The organism is Roseivivax halodurans JCM 10272 (genome assembly GCF_000521785.1).
Lineage (GTDB): Bacteria > Pseudomonadota > Alphaproteobacteria > Rhodobacterales > Rhodobacteraceae > Roseivivax > Roseivivax halodurans.
In genome coordinates, this window is sequence record NZ_JALZ01000032.1 from 1 (window position 1) to 18,554 (window position 18,554).

At 61.6% G+C, this 18,554-nt stretch carries 15 protein-coding genes and 1 pseudogene; 9 read left to right on the plus strand and 7 right to left on the minus strand.

What is annotated here, in order from left to right; genetic code table 11:
• Positions 1–180 precede the first annotated feature (180 nt).
• Positions 181–302: pseudogene (locus OCH239_RS22835) on the minus strand (IS5/IS1182 family transposase); the annotation flags it as partial.
• 232 nt (positions 303–534) lie between these two features.
• Here OCH239_RS22835 and OCH239_RS17590 point away from each other — a divergent pair.
• The 3 genes from OCH239_RS17590 (at position 535) to OCH239_RS17595 (ending at position 3,745) form a co-directional block, all read left to right on the plus strand.
• Positions 535–1,602 (plus strand): glycosyltransferase family 2 protein, encoded by a 1,068-nt coding sequence (locus OCH239_RS17590; RefSeq protein WP_051489580.1) that lies wholly within the window; start codon positions 535–537, stop codon positions 1,600–1,602.
• A complete protein-coding gene (locus OCH239_RS23765; RefSeq protein ID WP_084782599.1) occupies positions 1,602–2,084 on the plus strand; it encodes an acyltransferase in 483 nt (160 codons plus the stop codon). Before OCH239_RS17590 ends, OCH239_RS23765 begins: the two co-directional genes overlap by 1 nt.
• An 821-nt stretch (positions 2,085–2,905) precedes the next feature.
• On the plus strand, positions 2,906–3,745 hold the full coding sequence (locus OCH239_RS17595; RefSeq protein WP_051489581.1) for a glycosyltransferase family 2 protein: 840 nt from the start codon (positions 2,906–2,908) through the stop codon (positions 3,743–3,745).
• Between the two features lie 30 nt (positions 3,746–3,775).
• On the opposite strand, the gene OCH239_RS23770 is transcribed toward OCH239_RS17595, so the two are convergent.
• Positions 3,776–4,318, minus strand: coding sequence for an acyltransferase (locus OCH239_RS23770; protein ID WP_037265574.1), 543 nt, complete (start codon positions 4,316–4,318; stop codon positions 3,776–3,778).
• Positions 4,319–4,483: 165 nt separating this feature from the next.
• Between OCH239_RS23770 and OCH239_RS22840 the strand changes: the two genes are divergently transcribed.
• Positions 4,484–4,735 carry a hypothetical protein gene (locus OCH239_RS22840; protein ID WP_157577938.1) on the plus strand — a complete coding sequence of 84 codons (252 nt, stop codon included), beginning with the start codon at positions 4,484–4,486 and terminating at the stop codon, positions 4,733–4,735.
• Between the two features lie 23 nt (positions 4,736–4,758).
• Here OCH239_RS22840 and xrtD read toward each other — a convergent pair whose 3' ends face one another.
• The 4 genes from xrtD to OCH239_RS17620 form a co-directional block, all read right to left on the minus strand.
• Positions 4,759–6,345: a VPLPA-CTERM-specific exosortase XrtD gene (gene xrtD / locus OCH239_RS17605; protein WP_037265576.1), complete on the minus strand. Its 1,587-nt coding sequence runs from the start codon at positions 6,343–6,345 to the stop codon at positions 4,759–4,761.
• Positions 6,346–6,633: 288 nt separating this feature from the next.
• On the minus strand, positions 6,634–7,452 hold the full coding sequence (locus OCH239_RS17610; protein ID WP_051489583.1) for a CpsD/CapB family tyrosine-protein kinase: 819 nt from the start codon (positions 7,450–7,452) through the stop codon (positions 6,634–6,636).
• On the minus strand, positions 7,452–9,053 hold the full coding sequence (locus OCH239_RS17615) for a GumC family protein (protein ID WP_037265578.1): 1,602 nt from the start codon (positions 9,051–9,053) through the stop codon (positions 7,452–7,454). Before OCH239_RS17615 ends, OCH239_RS17610 begins: the two co-directional genes overlap by 1 nt.
• A 4-nt stretch (positions 9,054–9,057) precedes the next feature.
• Complete coding sequence (locus OCH239_RS17620) at positions 9,058–9,951, minus strand: ExeA family protein (RefSeq protein WP_037265581.1); 894 nt, start codon at positions 9,949–9,951, stop codon at positions 9,058–9,060.
• A 494-nt stretch (positions 9,952–10,445) separates the two neighbouring features.
• Between OCH239_RS17620 and OCH239_RS17625 the strand changes: the two genes are divergently transcribed.
• From OCH239_RS17625 to OCH239_RS21825, 5 genes are all read left to right on the plus strand, one after another.
• On the plus strand, positions 10,446–11,024 hold the full coding sequence (locus OCH239_RS17625) for a sugar transferase (RefSeq protein ID WP_157577943.1): 579 nt from the start codon (positions 10,446–10,448) through the stop codon (positions 11,022–11,024).
• A gap of 121 nt (positions 11,025–11,145) precedes the next feature.
• Positions 11,146–13,575, plus strand: a complete 2,430-nt coding sequence (locus OCH239_RS17630) for a tetratricopeptide repeat protein (RefSeq protein ID WP_037265584.1) — start codon at positions 11,146–11,148, stop codon at positions 13,573–13,575.
• A gap of 151 nt (positions 13,576–13,726) precedes the next feature.
• Positions 13,727–14,347 carry a polysaccharide biosynthesis/export family protein gene (locus tag OCH239_RS17635; protein ID WP_037265587.1) on the plus strand — a complete coding sequence of 207 codons (621 nt, stop codon included), beginning with the start codon at positions 13,727–13,729 and terminating at the stop codon, positions 14,345–14,347.
• 24 nt (positions 14,348–14,371) lie between these two features.
• Positions 14,372–15,679 carry a hypothetical protein gene (locus OCH239_RS17640; RefSeq protein ID WP_037265590.1) on the plus strand — a complete coding sequence of 436 codons (1,308 nt, stop codon included), beginning with the start codon at positions 14,372–14,374 and terminating at the stop codon, positions 15,677–15,679.
• Positions 15,680–15,873: 194 nt separating this feature from the next.
• Positions 15,874–16,329 carry a rhomboid family intramembrane serine protease gene (locus tag OCH239_RS21825; RefSeq protein WP_051489584.1) on the plus strand — a complete coding sequence of 152 codons (456 nt, stop codon included), beginning with the start codon at positions 15,874–15,876 and terminating at the stop codon, positions 16,327–16,329.
• An 810-nt stretch (positions 16,330–17,139) separates the two neighbouring features.
• Here the strand turns inward: OCH239_RS21825 and OCH239_RS17650 are convergent.
• The gene (locus OCH239_RS17650) at positions 17,140–18,552 is read right to left on the minus strand and encodes an oligosaccharide flippase family protein (protein ID WP_051489585.1); all 1,413 of its coding nucleotides are present in this window, start codon (positions 18,550–18,552) and stop codon (positions 17,140–17,142) included.
• Positions 18,553–18,554 lie beyond the last annotated feature (2 nt).

Genomic DNA, 18,554 nt, shown 5'->3' on the forward strand with positions numbered 1-18,554 from the left:
TCCACTTTTTCGGGGCAGGATCAAGGGCGTCTAAGAAACGCGGGGCTATTCATTAACAGCCCACGCCTTGTGAACGCCTTCTTCAATAGTTTTAAGGCAAGGAGGCCATGATAAAGCAGAGCCAGGTTCAGCGACGAGCTCAAGCGGGACGCGGTCGCGCAGGTCAACGAGGGGGCTGACCGCATCGGAAAACACCGCAGGGCGCCCGAAAAGCGGCGCGCGCCAGGTCATGTCCTTGTTCACCCAGAACAGCAGCGACCCCGCTTGCGCAGCGACGCGTTGCAGCTGGACCAGTTTGTCATGCGATAGAGGGCGGGAAGTGGCTCGCTCCTGAAGCTTCTCTTACCGTCACTACAAACATGTAGATCAGACCGATGTCCAGAAAACGGACCAGCTCAAGGGTTGTCACGTCCGGCCCCACATAACTTTAAGGATGCGCTTGTTCTCGCCATGGTGCCCCACTACCCGTTACCCCGATCAAATTTGAAGGGGGGCACGCCGGGCCTCCCAAATCTCCAATACGGATCTTTCCGAATGTCCTTGCCCCATCTTGGTGTCGTCCTCGTCACATTCAATTCAACCGGAGTGATCCGTGAATGCCTCGAAAGTCTTTTGGCCTCAGTGGGGGTGCGACTGTCGATTGTGGTTGTAGACAATGCGTCGACAGACGGCACGCCCGACCTTCTGCGAAAGTGGGCGCGCGGCGATAGCGATGCCGACATCGACGGGCTGCCGTTCGTTCTGAAGCCGACCGCAAAACCCGTGACGCTTCACAGAACCGCGTCCATAGAGGAGAGCGATCACAGCATCGCCCTTCTTGAGACAGGATCCAATTTGGGGTTCGCCGGTGGAGTGAACTACGGCATCGCAGCCCTGGCAGAGCTTGATAGCTGCGACCGGTTCTGGGTGCTTAACCCCGACTGCGTGTCACCACCGGGCACGGCAAGCGCCTTCGCGATTGAGCCTGGTCCGCCGGAGGGCTTTTCGATTATGGGCGGACGCGTTCTCTATCTCGACCGCCCAGACATGATCCAAATTGACGGGGGTACCGTCACCCGCTGGAGCGGAATCACCAATAATCTAGCTCTGTTCGCCTCGCATGCCGATACCCCACCTTCGAACCCTGCGCAGATGGATTTTATCACCGGAGCAAGCATGGTGATCAGCCGGACCTTCTATGAGACTGTTGGTCCGATGCGCGAAGATTACTTTCTCTATTACGAAGAAGTGGACTGGGCCCTGCGCCGAGACGATTTGCCCTTAGCCTACTGTCCAGATGGGGTCGTCTATCACGAGGGTGGCAGCGCCATTGGATCGGCCACTCACAACAGGCCAGCCGCCCCTTTCGCGCTCTACTTCAAGCACCGCGCTAGGATGATGTTCATGCGTCGGTTTTTTCCAAACCGTTTGATCTCTGCCCATATTTGGACGTTGGCGAAGGCGGGCCAATTAGCTGGAAAAGGGTACCGTAACGAAGCCGCTGCGTTGCTCGCGGGTGCGTTCGGGCGCAAGCCTCCCCTCCATGTCGCACACCGTTTGCCGGACGAACTGTGGCAGAACATCTTGGAATCAAAAGACTTTAGGACAAAAGAAGACACCTAATGAAAAAAGCTAAGAAGCGCGGCCTCAATCGCCTATCAGGTTTACGCAACCTGCTCGTCTCGATGCGGCGGACCTACTATGTCCGCGCATGGGGAATGGATATTCACCCCACGGTTCAAATGTCGCTGTCGGCCAAGCTCGATCGTACGTTCCCGCCGGGGGTTCACGTGGGCGCCCGCAGCTATCTCGCCTTTGACAGCCGAATCCTGACCCATGACAGAACCCGCGGCCTCTACCTGCATACCCGAATTGGATCGGACTGCTTTATTGGCGGCTCGAGTCTAATTCTTCCAGGCGTCGAGATCGGAGATGGATGCGTGGTCGGTGCCGGATCTGTGGTGACGAAATCCGTTCCGGCACGCTCACTCGTGGCCGGAAACCCTGCACGGATCTTACGCGAGAACATCGATGTAGGGCCCTACGGACGGTTTACCGACGCGGACACCAAAGAGGCGGAACTTGCAGAAGCAAATTTGACCTGAGTTCAGAAATCTGTGAATTAGAGCGTGTCGCGGCCGTTCCGATTAGGATATCCATACGGAATTGATGTTATTCTCTGTTGTCGAAACAGATGTGGGGCCGCAGTTGGGCCAGCCACATCCGATAGAGCTGCGCACACGCCCGGTGGCGTTCTTCGATGAGGGTCACGGCATAGCGAGGCGGCGCGTCACTTTCGGGTGGAGCCAATGTTCGTGAATGATTTGATCAACGTGCGGCGGGAGACCGTGTCGCTGTCACCTCGGTCGCAAGGCAACGGCGGTGGCCTGGTCATGTGAAGGCGCGCCGATGATCGAGACTTCCTTCATAGCTAATTCCTCCTGATCCGGTCCGGATCAATCTGGCACAAGCGCCGGCAGGAGGGCTACCCAGCCCATTGGCTGTTACGACATTTTCCCCATTTTACTCTGTAAACGCATGCCTTATACAGTGGAGCTAACGCATCTTACCGAGACACCCGCTTTGTCTTTAAACTAATACTTTCCACGCTGGCCTAACAGAACGTGGAGGAACCGTGGGCCAGAATTCATGATATCATTTATTTTCCGCGTTTGGCTGACGATAGAAAACGAATGGGTTATTGGTGTGGAGAATGACTAGAGCCTTCGATGTCGTACTGTGCCACCCAAGCTTTAGAGGTCCTACCAGCTACGACCGAACGGTAGGATGCCCAAGTGGAAGTTTTGAGGATGAACATATCTCGCGCCGAACCCGACATGTCGCCCAACCGTAAGCAAGATAAGCGTACTCGTTGTGCAGCCCCCCTGCACACCCTTCTCGATTGTCTCAGCTGACTGCGCCCCCAATGCCCAATGCTGCGATTGTCATCCCCCATTATTGCGACCACGAACGTTTGGCGCGTTGTCTTGAGGCTCTTGCCCCACAACTCGAAGAGCGTGTTGAGGTAGTGGTGGTGGACAACGCATCGCCCGAAACGCCGGTCTGCAACCACCCCAACATTCGCATCGTTGTGGAAACCAAGAAAGGCGCTGCAAACACACGCAACCGTGGCGTCTCCGAGACCACCGCCGAACGAATATTCTTTCTCGACTGTGACTGTATACCAGCCCCCAACTGGCTGGAAGCGGCACTGACTGTGGCAGAGCGCGCAGACCTTGTGGGGGGCACACTCACAGTCTTCGACGAGACCCCACCGCCCCGCACAGGGGCCGAGGCTTTCGAAACCGTCTTCGCTTTCAACAATCGGCGCTATATTGAGCGCAAGGGCTTCTCGGTTACTGCCAACCTTCTAACGACACGACGGGTCTTCGAGGCAATTGGCGGTTTCCGGCATGGGATGTCGGAGGATCTCGATTGGTGCCGCCGGGCAACGGAAGCGGGTTTTGCGCTTGCCCATGACGACAATCTGCGCGTGGCACATCCGACGCGGCAGGACTGGCCGGAACTCATGCGAAAGTGGCGACGGCTCACAGACGAGGCCTGGGGCCTTAAAGGGCGTAGCGGCGGGGCGCGCGCCAAATGGGTCCTGCAAGCCCTCGCCATGCCTGCCTCAGCGCTCGCCCACCTGCCGAAGGTGCTGACCCATCCTAATTTGAGCGCGAGCGAAAAACGCGCCGCAGCCTTGACCCTCCTGCGCTTGCGGCTGGTGCGTATGGGCTGGATGCTGCGCCAAGCCGTGGTATGATCAAGCCTGACCAAACCGATCAGCCCGCTGTCAGTCGCGCATCTTGAGCACTTTGGCCGGTACGCCTGCTGCTATGGCACCGGCGGGCACGTCTTTGGTCACCACCGACCCCGCCCCGATCACAGCCCCCTCGCCGATGGTAATCCCTGCCGTGATCACCGCCTTGGTGCCGATCCAGCAATCGGGTCCGAAGATCACGTCACGCTCAGTCATCGGCTGATCTGTGATCCGTGTGCCTGCGTGCAGGCCATAATCCGCAGCAGTGATGAAGCAGCTCGGTCCAAAGGTGGTCCGCGCACCGACTTCGATCCGCCCCGTGCTGCGCCCTGCCCAGAGTGCGCAATGTGCTCCGATCTGCACTTGGTCGCCCAGTAAGATGCGTTCTCCGTGGGCAAACGACACGTTAGGCGCAATCCGTACATCCCGACCTAACGCGATCTTCCGCCGCTCAGCCACATGCGTGTAGCCATAGTAATGCAGCATGCGGAAGGGATGCAGCCACAGCGCAGGATCGACAACCGATCGTAGGAGACGAGCAAGGCGCGAGGCTCTGGAGCGTGGTTTGGGCGGCATTTAAGTCTCTCCGGTGGCGGCCCGCGCCATGTAGATCTGCCGCCGGACTGATGTCCATTGCACAGCGAGGTTCCAGCGCGGTTCCGTGCGTTGTCCAGCGACATCGGGGACTGCCCCCGCGCTGTTTGATGTGTTGATAGGCGGGGGCGCCGGTGGAGGATCGCGGTGCCCACATCGCTGCGACTGGTGGCGGGGCTGTTCTATCTCCACCACGCCTTCAAGCTGTCGGACCAAGGGCTGACGCGCTCTCAGCTCAAGAAAACGGCCGGCGACGCTCTGTTTGCCATCCTCTGCGCCTGTGGTCACAACCTCCGGAAGGTCCTTGCCACCTTAGGGCGTTTTGGCTTTCCTGATCGCCGCCATCTTCGGCGCAATCAGAGCCAAACGCCGCATGGAAGCGGTGATGTTGCCGTCTGACCGAGTTGTGCAGACCAAACTACTTATTCAGGGATATAGTTCGGCAAGCGGGGCAGAAGCTCTTCCATCATTTCCTGAATACGGGCATCGGCAGTTGCCACGTCGCCGTCAATTGGTGTGGTGAAGCGTACAATGGCTCCGTCCGAACGGCTGCGGGTCAGACTGTCCCACATCACCGACATTTTCGCGGCAACGTCGTTGGTCATCCGCTTGCCGCGCTGCTCGAACCAGTAATAGACAAGTTGTTGCTCGAGCCCCTTCTGGATCACCGCGCGGTTCACCTCGAACGTGCCGTAAATCGTGCCGGGTACACTTACCTCGTGGTTCTCGAGCGAATAGATCTCCCAACCGCCACCCGGGAGGCAGACCTCAGGCGAATGAAGCCCCTCACCTTCCGTCTGTGTCTCATACCAAGCCGAGAAGAAGGAGACAGGCGTCCGCGGGTTGTCCGAGGTATAGAAGGTCTGGACGTAATCCGTCGCCCCGAGAACTTCCTCGACGTCCGAGGTCAGCGGTATTGATCTGCCCGACCAATCGCCGACGCTGGTCGGGAACAGAGCGAAATTCTCGCGCGAGATCTCCACGTGATCGGGGCGCGGGGCAGTCAGGAACGCAAGTGACACGATTCCCGTCATCAGCATCGCGACGATCAGCCCGCGCGACTTGGTCAAGCCGCCAATACGTTTCGCTTCCGACGGCAAACCGTCAAAATCGATATCGATTGTCTCGCGCAAAGACTTCGGGTTCCGCGTAAGGCGTTGCAGGAGAACGGCTGTTGCAAACAGTATTGCGATACACATCCCAAAGATTACCCAGCCCTCGAAGAAATGCAGGAACCCTTCGGCTTGCTCGATGCCGTAAAAATTTACCAAAATGCTGATCACGCCGATGCGGAACGAGTTCATCACCACCGTCACTGGCGCTGCCATGATGAAGAGCAGCGCCTTATGCCAGAACGGCCCGCGATATAGGATCGCGGTAAGATAGGAAAAGCTCAAAATCGGGAAAAGGTAACGCAGCCCCGAACAGGCCTCGGCCACCTGCAACTTGTAGATGCCCAGGTCGATGATATTGCCGTCGAGATAAACCGGGATGTCGGCAAGACGCACAAACCACACACCGAGCTCGGATGACACTCCTTGCAGGAAGATCGTCATATGCCAGTAGAGGATCTGCGGGAGCGGCAGCATGAATATGAGATGCAGAACCGGGAGTTGGTGACGCTTGCCGCGCTCCCACCCCATACATACCAGCACCACCCCACTGATCCAGATAATCATGCCGTAAGTGGCGAAATCGGGGATCGAGGTCAGGTTGGCCAGCACGCCGATCACAAGTCCCAGCGCAATGACAGCAAGACCCGGCCGGCGGTCAATCCGCCCCAGTTCGGACGGCGCCATGTTCGGCGTATCCCGCAACTCACGCAGAAACAGGTAAAGCGAAATCAGCGGTATTAGGGGACCGTGGCTATATTCTGGCGTCGACCAAGCTTGACCGAGCGAGACTATCCCAATCCAGAAAATCGGGACCGAGGCCAGGACCAAACCGCAAAACCAGACCCAGCCAGGGATTCCACGCGTGAGAGGCAGGGAGGATGTGGAAACCGACATGGCAATGCGTACTTTCAGATCAAACGTATGGGGCGCGAAGGCTTAGGGAGCTTTACACAGGAAGTTGCCATGAAAACGAGTCAGAATATCGTTAGTGACCCTGGCAGCCAGCCAGTCCACCCGCCTCGATTGTACGAACCTGGCAAAAGCGCCTGGAGATTGATGGGCTTGAGCCAGAGTTGAATTTTCCATGGCCTCTGGCCCCCTTCGGCATAAGGGCGGCACGCTCTTGCAGCACGATTTCGCAATCCAGACGAGGACCCTTAGGCAATCTGTGCTCACCAAAACTCAATAATACCCGTATCCGTACTCGCCCTGTTTCGACTCGTAGCGGCACTTGTTGAGCACCACCCCCAGCACAGACGTGCGCTCGGCCACCTCACGCTCGCATGTGTCAATCTCAGCGATCGAGGTCTGCCCCGCAGCCGCCACGATCAGGGCGCAGTCTACATTTGCAAGAAATCCGATGACATCGTCACCCACACCCAGAGGGGGCATATCGAACACCGTGATCGAGGGTGTAAGCTCGTCGATCATCCTGTTGAGTGCCGCCACGTTTTCCGGATCCTGCAAGAATTCAGCTGTACCGCTGCCCATAGGGCTAGAGGGCGCCACAATTAGGTTGTCGCGCAGTCGAACCATGTGGTCGACCACCGCCCCCTCGCCTTTCAAGACCCGCGTCACGTCGAGACCGCCAGGCAGGCCCAGAAGCCCTCCGAGGCTTGGCCGCCGCAGGTCAAGTTCAACCAGGAGCCCGCTCAGGTGGCTTTGCTTGGCAAGGCTCAACGCAAAGTTTGCGGCAACGGTCGATTTTCCATTCCGCGGCCCAGGCGAGACAATGGCCACACGGCGCCAACCCTCCGTTTGCATCCTTTGCAGCACACGCGTCCGGAGCCGGTCGAACTCGGCAGCGGGGGCGCCGCTTTCAAAGGCTGCAATGCGGTGGGCCCGCAGGTGCTTGGGCTTCAGCTCCACCATGGGGATGTCGGACCAGGCGTCGAGCTTCCGCTCGACCTTCTGAGGAGCTGAAGAGCGCGGGCGTTCCGGAGAAGGCTGGCCCTCCCGCGCGGCCCGGGCCTTGGCGATGGCAGACTGGATACGTTCCATCAGGAAGCTCCGGTGGAGGTGGACCCGGTCAGCGCCGGGATGTCGGGCAGGCGGTTGAGAATATTTCCGACAATCAGATCAAGCGGCTGATAGTAGGTGTCGATTGCCCAGAGCCCCGCGGGGATGACCGCCGCGGCGACGATAACCGCACCCGCAATCAGGACACGCCGGCGGCGAATTTCTTCTTCGGTCCGCATGTAGGACAAGGTCGCGATCGGGGTGATGTCGAGTGCCTGCTGGATCTCTGAAGACCGGCGGACTGTGGTGTTCAGGAGTTCGAGCAGAAGGACGAGGCCAAGTCCCGCCATGAGCCCGCCGCCGAAGCCTGCGATGGCAACCACGCGGCGGTTAGGGCTGTTGGGGGCATCGGGGGCAATCGCGTTCTCGATCACCGAAATCCGCTGCCCCTTCGACAGGGCCTCGATTGTATCACCGGTCTCCGCGCGAGCACGGCTTTCAACAGCACGATCATATTGCTGGCGGACGTTTTCCAGGTCACGCTCGAGCCCGCTCAGGGTGATGGCATTGTTGGGTGTTGCTTGGATCGTGCGTTGCAGCTCCCCCATCGAGGTACCAAGCTCGGAGCGGCGCTCTTCGAGAAACTCGATCTGGTTGTCGATATCGGCAATCTGGACATCAAAAGCACTTGTTGCTTCGCCTTCAGCGGAAGCCTCCCCGTCGGTGGCCGCCCCGGACTGCGCCGCAACAACCTCTTCGAGCGCGTCGATCCGCTGGGTCAGGATCTGCATCCGCGGATTCTGATCGCTCATCACCGCGGCGTTTGCGGCATATTCCTCGCGCAGGCCCTGCAGCCGGCGCGCCTCGGGGGTCATCTCCGCCTCGCTCTGCTGCAGCCCGATCGAGCCGGTCTCGGCGTAGAGCGTTTCAAGACTGCGCTTCCTGTCCCGCAACTGCTCGAGCTCCCGGTCGATTTCCGCCACACGCTCCTGCTGCGAGATCAGCTGGTTGCGGCGGAATTCGAGGCTCTCGGGCAGGGCATCGCGATTGTCCTCCTGGAACTGCGCGACCCGGGCACTGCGCTCCGCCAGCTCCTGATCGAGCCGATCGACCTCCTGTTGAAAGAAATCCAGGGTTTGGCCGGAGACCGTGGTGCGCATCTCGACATTTGCCTGCAGGATCTGGGAGACAATCTCGTTCGCGACCAGGGCCGAGCGCTGCGCGTCGGAAGCCGAAAAACTCACATTCACCAGCGTCGCTTGTGGCTCGGCGCGCGGCCCGCCTCCGCCGCTGGTTTCGATCGAGATGCGTGCGCGCATATCCGTGACGATATCGTCAGGCGAGAGCGCTTCATCTTCCGCGGCGGTATAAAGATCGAACCGGTTGGCCATGTCGAGCAGCCGATCACGCGCCAAGATCCGCTGACGGATGATCTGCAACTGCTCGATCGCCTCGGTGCGCACCGTGGAACTGGCAAGCTCGTCGGGGATTTGCTGGCTTTCGACCACCAGCAATGCCTCCGAGACGTAGCGCGGGGGCAGGATCAGCGCGATCGTCACCCCGAGCACCGTTCCGAGGATGGTCAGCAGAATGATATAATGAAGGCGCCGCAGCAGCAGCCGGGCGTAGAACCCCAAATCCATCTCGTTATACCCGTCTTCGTGCGTCGAGCAGCAGAGGCCCGTCGGTTGTTGTGTCTGCAGCAGGTCGCTTCGGCGCGCCGACAAGCAACCCATCGGCGATCACCTGTTCTACGGTCTCGGCATCGACCACAGGACTGTCTGCAGAAAACGCGTAAACCATAGCGATATCGCACAATTTGTTGACCAGACGCGGCACACCCTCCGTGGCGGTGTATACCGCCCTGCACGCTTCTGGCGTGAAGATCTCCGAGGTTGCGCCAGCCACCCGCAGCCGATGCGCGATGTAATCGGCCACGCCACCTGCGTCCATCGGCTTGAGATGGAAGTTCGCGGACACACGCTGCGCAAATTGGGTCAGGTCCGGAGCCGAGATGATCTCACGCAGTTCCGGCTGGCCGACGAGCACCAATTGCAGCAGCTCGTCCCGACCCGAGTTTATGTTGGTGAACATCCTGAGCTCTTCGAGCGCCTCGCGACTGAGGTTCTGCGCTTCGTCGAAGATCAGAAGGACCCGTTTTCCCGCGGCGTATTGCTCAATGAGATAGGATTGAAAGCGCGAAAAGAGATCGACATAGGTCTCGCCGGGCTCGGAGCGCTGGTCGAGCGCCAGCATTGCCCATCGCAGGATCTCACCCCGGTCGCCTTGCGTGTTGGCAACCATGCCGACCACCACATCATCCTCCACCGAGCGCAACAGATGGTGCAGCAGCGTGGTCTTGCCCGCTCCCACCTCGCCGGTGATGAGCGTGATCGGCGCCCGGGTCATCAGACCGTATTCCATCATCGCAAACGCTCCGCGATGGACCGGCCCCCAGTAAAGGAAGTCGGGATCGGGAACCAGCGAGAAGGGCCGCTCACGCAGGTTGAAGTGATCGATGTAGAAAGCGATGGTGGACACTCGTCAACAAAGGAACAGGCATGGAGCCCGTGACACGGCCCCATAGCATATGAAGACTTCGGCGCGATAGCAAAACACCCAAACCCGGCCACCGCCGGCCCACAGAACTTTACCCGCGCAGCTCACCTTCGCCACAATTCCTCTCCGAGAAGTGGTCAATCGCCAGAGAGTTGTGGTGATTGAAGACCTTCAGGTAACGAACTCTCCTTAAACGTGAATCTTTCCCCGAAATGGAAGTAGATACTGTTCAACGCCCTCAAATTAAGGCAAGGCTGCCACAAGTTGGACATTTTTCGGCGGCGATTACATACCCCACGAGAGCTGCAGGTTCTGCGCCACAAGACCTCGTGTTTTTTAGGAGTCTCGTACCAGTGTCTTTTTCCGATACGCCTTTACTTTTTAGACCATTAACGGGCTCTGAGAGCCTCTCCACTGCCATTGAGGTTCCGCCGGCCGGCTCGCGAGCCCGTCCCTATGCCCGCCGCTACAAACCGATGCTCGACATCAGCCTGGTCGTTCTGCTCCTGCCGATCGTCCTCCCGCTCCTGGTACTTTTGGCCGCCCTGGTGGCGCTCGACGGCGGCAACCCAATCTACTCGCAGAAACGCGTCGGCCGGGCAGGCCATGTCTTCCGGATCTGGAAGCTCCGGACGATGGTGCCCAACGCAGACATTCAGCTCGCAAAATATCTCGCCGAGAATCCCGAGGCGCGGGCCGAATGGGCGGTGAAGCAGAAGCTGACAAACGATCCGCGCATCACAAAGGTCGGATGCATCCTGCGCAAGGCGTCGCTCGACGAGCTGCCGCAAATTTTCAATGTACTGACAGGCGACATGAGTCTCGTGGGACCACGGCCGATGATGCCCGATCAGAAGCCGCTTTATCCGGGTCGCGCCTATTTTGTCCTGCGCCCGGGGATCACCGGCCCCTGGCAGGTCTCGGACCGCAACATGACCAGCTTCGCCGCCCGCGCCCAATATGACACCGTCTACTACAAGTCGGTCTCCTTCATCGGCGATCTGCGCCTTCTTATGGCCACAATGCGCGTGGTTATGCGCGGTACAGGCTGTTGATCTCGTCAGCGGCGGCGGTTGATCCCGCCGTCTCGGCTGACATCCCGGTCCAGATCAAGTAATCACCCCGTACTCACGTGCTCCTTTCGCGGGCCATCCTTGCTGGAGAATACCCCCTCCCATGCACCTTGTGCGCTCCATCCTGCTGCCTCTCGCGCTCGTTCTGGCCCTTGCCGCTTGCAAAAGCTCCGAAGAACGCGCGGAGGAATATTTCGAGACCGGGCTCGAACTGCGCGAGGCCGGTGACCTCGAGCGCGCCGCCCTCTCCTTCAGGAACGTCTTTCGCTTCGACGGGGCCCACAAGGAGGCACGCACCAACCTCGCGGAGGTGCTGATCGAACAGGGCAACCCGAACGCCGCCTTCTCGCAATATCTGCGCCTCGCGGAACAATATCCCAACGATGTCGGCATCCGAATCGCACTCTCGGAGCTCGCCATTTCCCAGCAGGCCTGGAGTGAACTCGAGCGCCACGGCAACGTCGCCATCGAAGCCGCCCCCGAACGGCCAGAGGTGCAAGCGATCGCGGCGATGATCGATTATGTCGAGGCCTCGCAAAACGACAGTGCCGGCGGGCGGCAGGACGCTGTGGAGCGCGCGAGAACGCTTCTGGAGACAGATCCGGATCTCACAAGCGCCCGCCAGCTGGTGATCTTTGGGTCAATCGAGGCAGGCGAGTTCGACGCCGCGCTCGACGCGATCAATACCGCCCTCGAGGCGGAGCCCGACGATCTCACGCTCAACACGCTGAAGCTGCAGGTGCTGAACACACTCGAGCGGCCTGACGAGGTCGAAGCGCTCTTGCAGGACATGTATGCCCGCTTTCCCGAGAACGAGGAAATCCGGCAGAACCTGATCGCCTGGTATCTCCAGCGCGAGGATCTCGGGGCAGTTGAAACGCTCCTGCGCGAGATCGCCGGGCCCCGCGATGCCGAAGGGGCGGTCGAGGATCACATCACACTTGTCCGCTTCCTCGCGCAGGCAGAGGGGGTCGAGGCCGCGCGCGCCGAGCTGAGCGAGTTGATTGAGGCCAGCGAGGGCAATACGGAGGCCGTCGACCGTTACGTCCTCCTCGACGCCGGCTTCGCCTTCGATTCGGGGGAGCAAACCGAAGCTGTCGATCGGTTGCAGGCACGCCTCGATGACGATGCAGAGACCCCCGTCACCAACGACATCCGCACCACGCTGGCGCAGATGCACCTCGTCACCGGCGACGAGGTGACCGCTCGTGCGCTGGTCGAAGAGACGCTGGCGGCTGACGAAAGTAATGTCGCCGCGCTGAAGATGCGCGCCGAATGGCAAATCGAGGCCGATGATCCGAACGAGGCGATCACCTCTCTGCGGACCGCGCTCGACCAAGCGCCAAACGATTCAGAGATCCTGACGCTCATGGCCCGAGCCCATCTGCGTGCGGGCAGCACCCAGCTCGCCGGCGAGCGCCTGGCCCTTGCCGTGGACCTCTCTGAGAACGGCCCCGCCGAGACGCTGCGTTACGCCCGCTTCCTGCTGGACCAGAACCGGGAAGCCGCCGCGCGCTCACTGCTCGCCGAAGCAATTGACGCCAATCCCGGCAATCTCGATCTTCTGACCGAACAGGCGCGCCTGGCGTTGAGTCAGGACGATACCGCGACCGCCCGCACCGCAATTGCCGCGCTCGAACGTATCGACAGCCCCGAGGCAACCGACCGCGCCACAACGCTCAACGCAGCCCTCCTTCTGGGACAGCAACGCTTCGATGAGAGTGTGGCACTTCTGGAGGAACGCGCCGAAGGCGATGATGCGCCTGGCGCCGTGGTGCTCGACGTGGTGCGTATCCGCCTCGAGGCGGGACAAGTTGCCGAGGCCCGGTCCTATCTCAGCACGCGCCTCGAAGAGCGCCCCGAGGATCCGACACTGCGCTTCGCAGAAGCGGTCCTGCAGATGGCCGCGGGCGAGACCGAGGAGGCCGAAAACGGCTTGCGCGAGCTGATCGAGGACTTTCCCGAAGCCCAGGCGCCGGTGCGTCTGCTCCACGGGCTTCTTGTCAGTGACGATCGCGAGGAGGAAGCGCGCGAGCTGCTCGCCGCCGCAGTGGAGCGCATGCCGGAGGCCCGTGAGCTACAGCTTATCCGCGCGAGCAATTTCGAGGCCGAGGGTGATCTCGAAAGCGCGCTCGACATTTACGAGACGCTTTACGAGCAGGAGAGCGACGACACGGTCGTGGCCAACAATTACGCAAGCCTCCTGAGCGATCTGCGCGAGGACGAGGAGAGTCTCGCACGCGCCGCGGATGTGGCCCGCCGCCTTGCGGATGCCGACGTGCCGGCCCTCCAGGACACCTATGGTTGGATCGCCTACCGGCAGGGCAATTTCGAGGAGGCGCTCTCCTATCTCGAACCCGCCGCGGAAGGGCTGCCCGATAATCCCGTGGTGCTCTACCATCTCGGCATGACCTATGCCGCCCTCGAGCGCTCCGAAGAGGCCCGGGAGACACTTCAGCGGGCCGTCGACGCTGCGGAGGGGCAATCACTGCCGCAGATCGACCAGGCGAGAGAAACACTGGAGGGGCTTTGACCCCTCCCTTTCCGTGACCCGCGAGGCACATTCTCCAGCAGAACTGCATCCTTCGGCGGCAAGACAAGCGATCCCCCCTGCCCCGCGAAGTGCGGGGCCGTTACGCTGCGCCAAAGTTCTCCTTCGAACACGTCATCGGGATACCGAAAAAATGCTTAGCCATATCAGACAGCTTCTCGTCGTGCTTGCGGCGCTCCTCGGGGCCACCGCGGCCCACGCGCAGGGCTATCAGGTACAGCCCGGCGACGTGTTGCGCGTCGAGGTGCTTCAGGACGACAGCCTCAACCGCAACGTCCTCGTCGCTCCGGATGGCAGCATCAATTTCCCGCTTGCAGGGTCGCTGCGCGCCGGGGGCCGCACGATCGGCGCCATCCAGACCGATCTCGTCACCCGGCTGGAGCCCAATTTCTCGACCCGTCCCACCGTGTTCGTTTCGCTCGAGCAGCTCGCCGAGCGTGACCCTCCGCAGCCAACACTTCCGCAGGAGGATCCGGTCGTCGCAATCTTCGCCATGGGCGAGGTCGCCAATGCGGGCCGCATCGAGCTTGTGCCCGGAACGCGGCTCCTGCAGGCGCTCGCGCAACTCGGTGGCTTCACCGATTTCGCCGCCAAGAAGCGGCTGCAGCTGCGCCGCTACGACCCGAGCCTGGGGCGCGAGAGGATCTATCCGCTGAACTATGATGCCATTATGTCAGGCCGCAGCCCCAACGGCACTGTCCTCATGCAGGAAGGCGACGTCATCCTCGTGCCGACCAGGACCCTGTTCGAATAATTCCCGAAAGGGATCTCACCACGTATGCTTCGCACCCTTTTCCTCCCGCTCGGCGCCGCAACCACCGCGTCGCTGATCCTCGGCCTGCCCGTTCTGGCGCAGGAGCGGACGCCGGACGGGCGGCTTCTGACCCTGGGCCTGACGACCGGGATCACCGCCTCGGACAATGTCGATCTTGACCCGGAGCCGACAGAAGAGGTCGAGGCAACAACCTCGCTCTCGCTGGGGCTCCTGTCGGCGACCCCGACGCAGCGCTTCGAGCTCGGCACAAGCGCAGGTCTGCGCGCGCTCTTGGTCGGAGACGAGGACGAGGATAGCTTCGCGCTCGACGACCCGAACGGCAGGTTCCTCTACACCCGTAGCTCACGCGCCGCGAAGCTGTCGCTGGAGGGCAGGTTCGACAGCCGGGAAATCACCTCACTTACCCCCCTGGAGCTGACCAGCGAGGATCTGGCGGACCTTGAGGATCTCCAGGACCTCGAGGATCTGATTGCGGCCAATCAGGTGCCGCGTGATGCGCGCCGGCTGACCTTCGATCTGGACGCCGCGCTCGAGACCCGGCGCGATAGCCCCTTCGGGATCACCTATTCGGTAGGCGTCTCCGGCGAGCGCTACAGCGACGCCCCCGAAGCCTTCGAGGAGGAAACCCGGGCCTCTGCCGGGCTCGGCCTGCGCTTCGATCTTGACGAGATCACCCGGGCCACGACCGATCTCCGCTTCGTAACCAGCAACGACCCGGAAGAAGAGGATCGTTTCTCGCTCGATCTCGGTCTCACCCGCACAATCGGGACCGATCAGGTCGGGGCGTCTTTCGGAATCGTCGAGAACGGCGATGCAACCCGGCTCAGCCTCTCGGCCAATGCCGCACGTGACTTCTCAACCGGCAGCGTCAGCGGGTCACTGGGCGTGACCCGCGCTGACAGCGGCAACCTTGCGCTGACCGGCTCGCTCGGGCTCACTCGCGAGCTTTCGCCCACCCAGGACGTGAGCGTCGACCTCTCGCGGCGCGTGATCCGGCTCGACGGTCTCGAGGAAGGTGAGCCCGACCGCGAGCGCGCCGTCTCGAGCCTCAGTGCCGATTACAGCCAGGCCGTCACCCGCCTCTGGCGCTTCGGCCTCGATGCGGAACTGACGCAGGCCGACGTGATCGAAGGGCCCGGCGGGAGTGACAGCTTCGGTCGGATCGGTGCAGACCTCTCGCGCCCGCTCACCGAGGATTGGCGCCTTTCCATGGGTGTCAGCCACCGGTTCGAGGAAAATGCCGATGGCACCGATGCCACCAGCAACACCGTCTCGGTCTCGCTGAACCGATCCTTCCGGATCTCCTATTGAGGCGTCCTGCGCCGCGCCACCGTCCATATCTTTCGATCGGCGCAAGCCTGATTGGTGTAGAACTCGCGATCTGGATTATCGGCTGGACGCTAGGAAACCCGGATCGGTTCAGAATCTGGGTGATCGGGCTTGCGGGGTTCTGGCCTGGCCTTCTTGGTGATTGGCACTCGAATTTTCCCCTCCAACCTCTGACAATGTTCCTAACTTACTGGCTGGTTCATTCCGGGCCCGGGCACCTTCTGGGAAATCTCGCCGTCCTCACCTGGTTCAGTCTCAGCATCGGACCGCGCCTGCGGCGCAGGGAAACCTGGGAGATCTGGATCATCTCGGTGTTCGGCGGGGCGCTTGCCTTTGGATATCTCAGCACCTCCTACTCGCCGGCGATCGGCGCATCAGGCGGCGTCTTCGGGCTGCTCGGCGCCTTTATAGTGCTTGATTTCCGCGCCGCCCGTGGCAGGAGCGGACTGGCCCGAGCCGGAGCCCGCACGGCAGGCATCTGCGCGCTGATCGTGATGCTCTCGTTCCTCGACTATCTCCTGCGCGATGCGATCCTCGCATGGCAGGCGCATCTCGGGGGATTTTTCGCCGGAGCGGCACTCACCTGGGCCATCTTGGCCAGGTCAGGGAAGACCCCAACCTGTTTGCGGTAGAGGCGAGGACGCCCGCGCAAGGAGGAGACCACGCCGGCATCTCGGAGGACGGTGGATACGGCTCGTTCATTCCGTCAGCCCCACGGGCTTACAACGCCCGGCTCAATGGCCTGCCCGCCTACGAGGCGCGACTGACGGATTGACACAGGCTATCCGGGCATCCCCGTCTGGGGCCGCTGGCCTATACCTACGGCATCGCCGCGGGCGGTAGGCGCGTCGCTAAGGCTGCCGGCTCGGACTCCACATCGAGAGACATTAGATCGGCGCGGGCGTGCCCAGCTGACGCTTTTGTGTTCAAGGGCAGGATCGGCGTCCAGGACGGCGCAGACCCTTGGCCTCAACAGCAACGGTCTGGCCCTGGTCGGCGATACGCGGGCGTCCCACTGCGGCCCGTACCTCTACATGGAAAACGGTGCGGCGCGTCTTCTGGTGAATAATGCCAGCGCGTCCGGTGCGCTACCGGCGCCGGCGGACGAATCCGTTATCATGGTCACGGGGCGCCATGATGTCGGATTGGGCGCCCCCGCGGTGGAGGTCTACGTGAACGGCGGCGCGGCCGTAGCGCTTTCGCGCTCTGATACGGCGACCGAGAACTCGACATCCAGGCTGCGCAATGGGTCGAGACGCTCCCTAACGACGTGGCAGTCGAGAGGTGGAGCGGATCGCGGTTTGGACCACGCACAGCGCGGAACACACGAAGCCGCAGACGGGCCTCGTGGCAGACCTTTCCGGCGAAGCAGATCACCGGAATGGCAGCGGGTTGGACGAAACAGGGTACGGGCCTTTTCACCGACCTCTGAGGGACGGGATTTACCCACCACCCCAGCGCCGAAGGCGGCGGACAACCCAGATGCGCAGTTTGGACATGGTGGCGAGCTGCACGGCGAAGAGCACGAGGACCGCGGCGATGGCGGGAACAGAGGGCAGCAAACGTCCCGCCCCATTGAAGTCCCAGGGAAGGCCGGAGGTCAGGGCGATCAGGGCCGCTGTAACCGCAAGGGGCAGGGCGAGCGGTGCGAGCCTCTGGCGTAGCCGGTAGCGGATCAGCAGAAGCGAGGCGGCAAAGCCACTGATCTCTCCGATCATCGCCACCGCGATCACTTCGGGAAGCCCCGCGCCCCGGACCAGAAGCCACCAGACGACGGGCAGAGTCGCCACGCGGAAGAGGTTGGCGACCATCGCGTTGCCGGTCTGCTGGCGGGCCAGGGCCACCAAGCTGCCGCCGGTCTTCAGCACACGGATCGCCTGCACCGCCGCGAGCGGGCCGAGATAGGGGATGAGCTCCGTATAACCCTCGCCTAAGACCGTTGTCACGAGCGCCGGACCGAACAGGAATACGGCGGCCATAAGCGTTGTCGCGCTCAGCATCGTAGCTTGCATCGCCGCCATCGCCAGCCGGTCGAAGTGCGCGGCGTCCGGCTCCGCCGACAGGCGGGGCAGAAACAGGTTCTGCAGGCTTTTCGACATCACGAGGGTGGGCGTCAGCGTCAGCGTCACCCCCATGGAGAAGATGGCGAGGACCGAGGGCCCGAGTTCGCGGGCGACGAGCAGCCGATCACCCTGGAAGACGCCGAAGAGCAGGGCATTGTTGATCAGCAGCGGCCAGCCGAAAGACAGGCTGCTGCGCATGATCCCGAAGTCGAACGCGATGCGGTACCGACGCTCGGCCACCAGGTGCGAGACGGTAGTCATCGCCACTGCCTGCAGCACGAGGACCACCAGCATCACCCGCCAGTCTTCGAGCCAGGCCACCAGCGGCCAGACCGCCACGAGCGTGAGCGCCATGGGCAGCGCGTTGAATGCCATAAGGGGCCCAAAGCGCATACGCCGGTTCATCCGGTGGATGTCGAAATGGGTAAAGCCGTTGATCAGCGGAATGAGTGCGACGGTACGGTAGGCCCAGGTCAGCTCGGGTAGCTTCAGGAAGGAGCCAACCGCCCCTGCCGCGGCGAAGAGGATCAGTGCCGAAAGCGCGCCGCGCAGGACGTGAAATCCCTGCAGCCCAGCCTGGAAATGCGGATCGTCGCCGCGGTCGGACTGGACGATCTGGACCTGGAGTCCGAGGGCCGCGGCCATCTCCACGAGCGTCATCACAAGCGCGAAGGTGGCCGCGATGCCGTAATCCTCGACCGGAATCAGGCGCGCGATCAGAAGGTTGCGGACGAGCGACAGCAGTGATGCGGTCGCGTTTCCCGCGAGAAGAAAGATAGCCTTGCGGAACATGA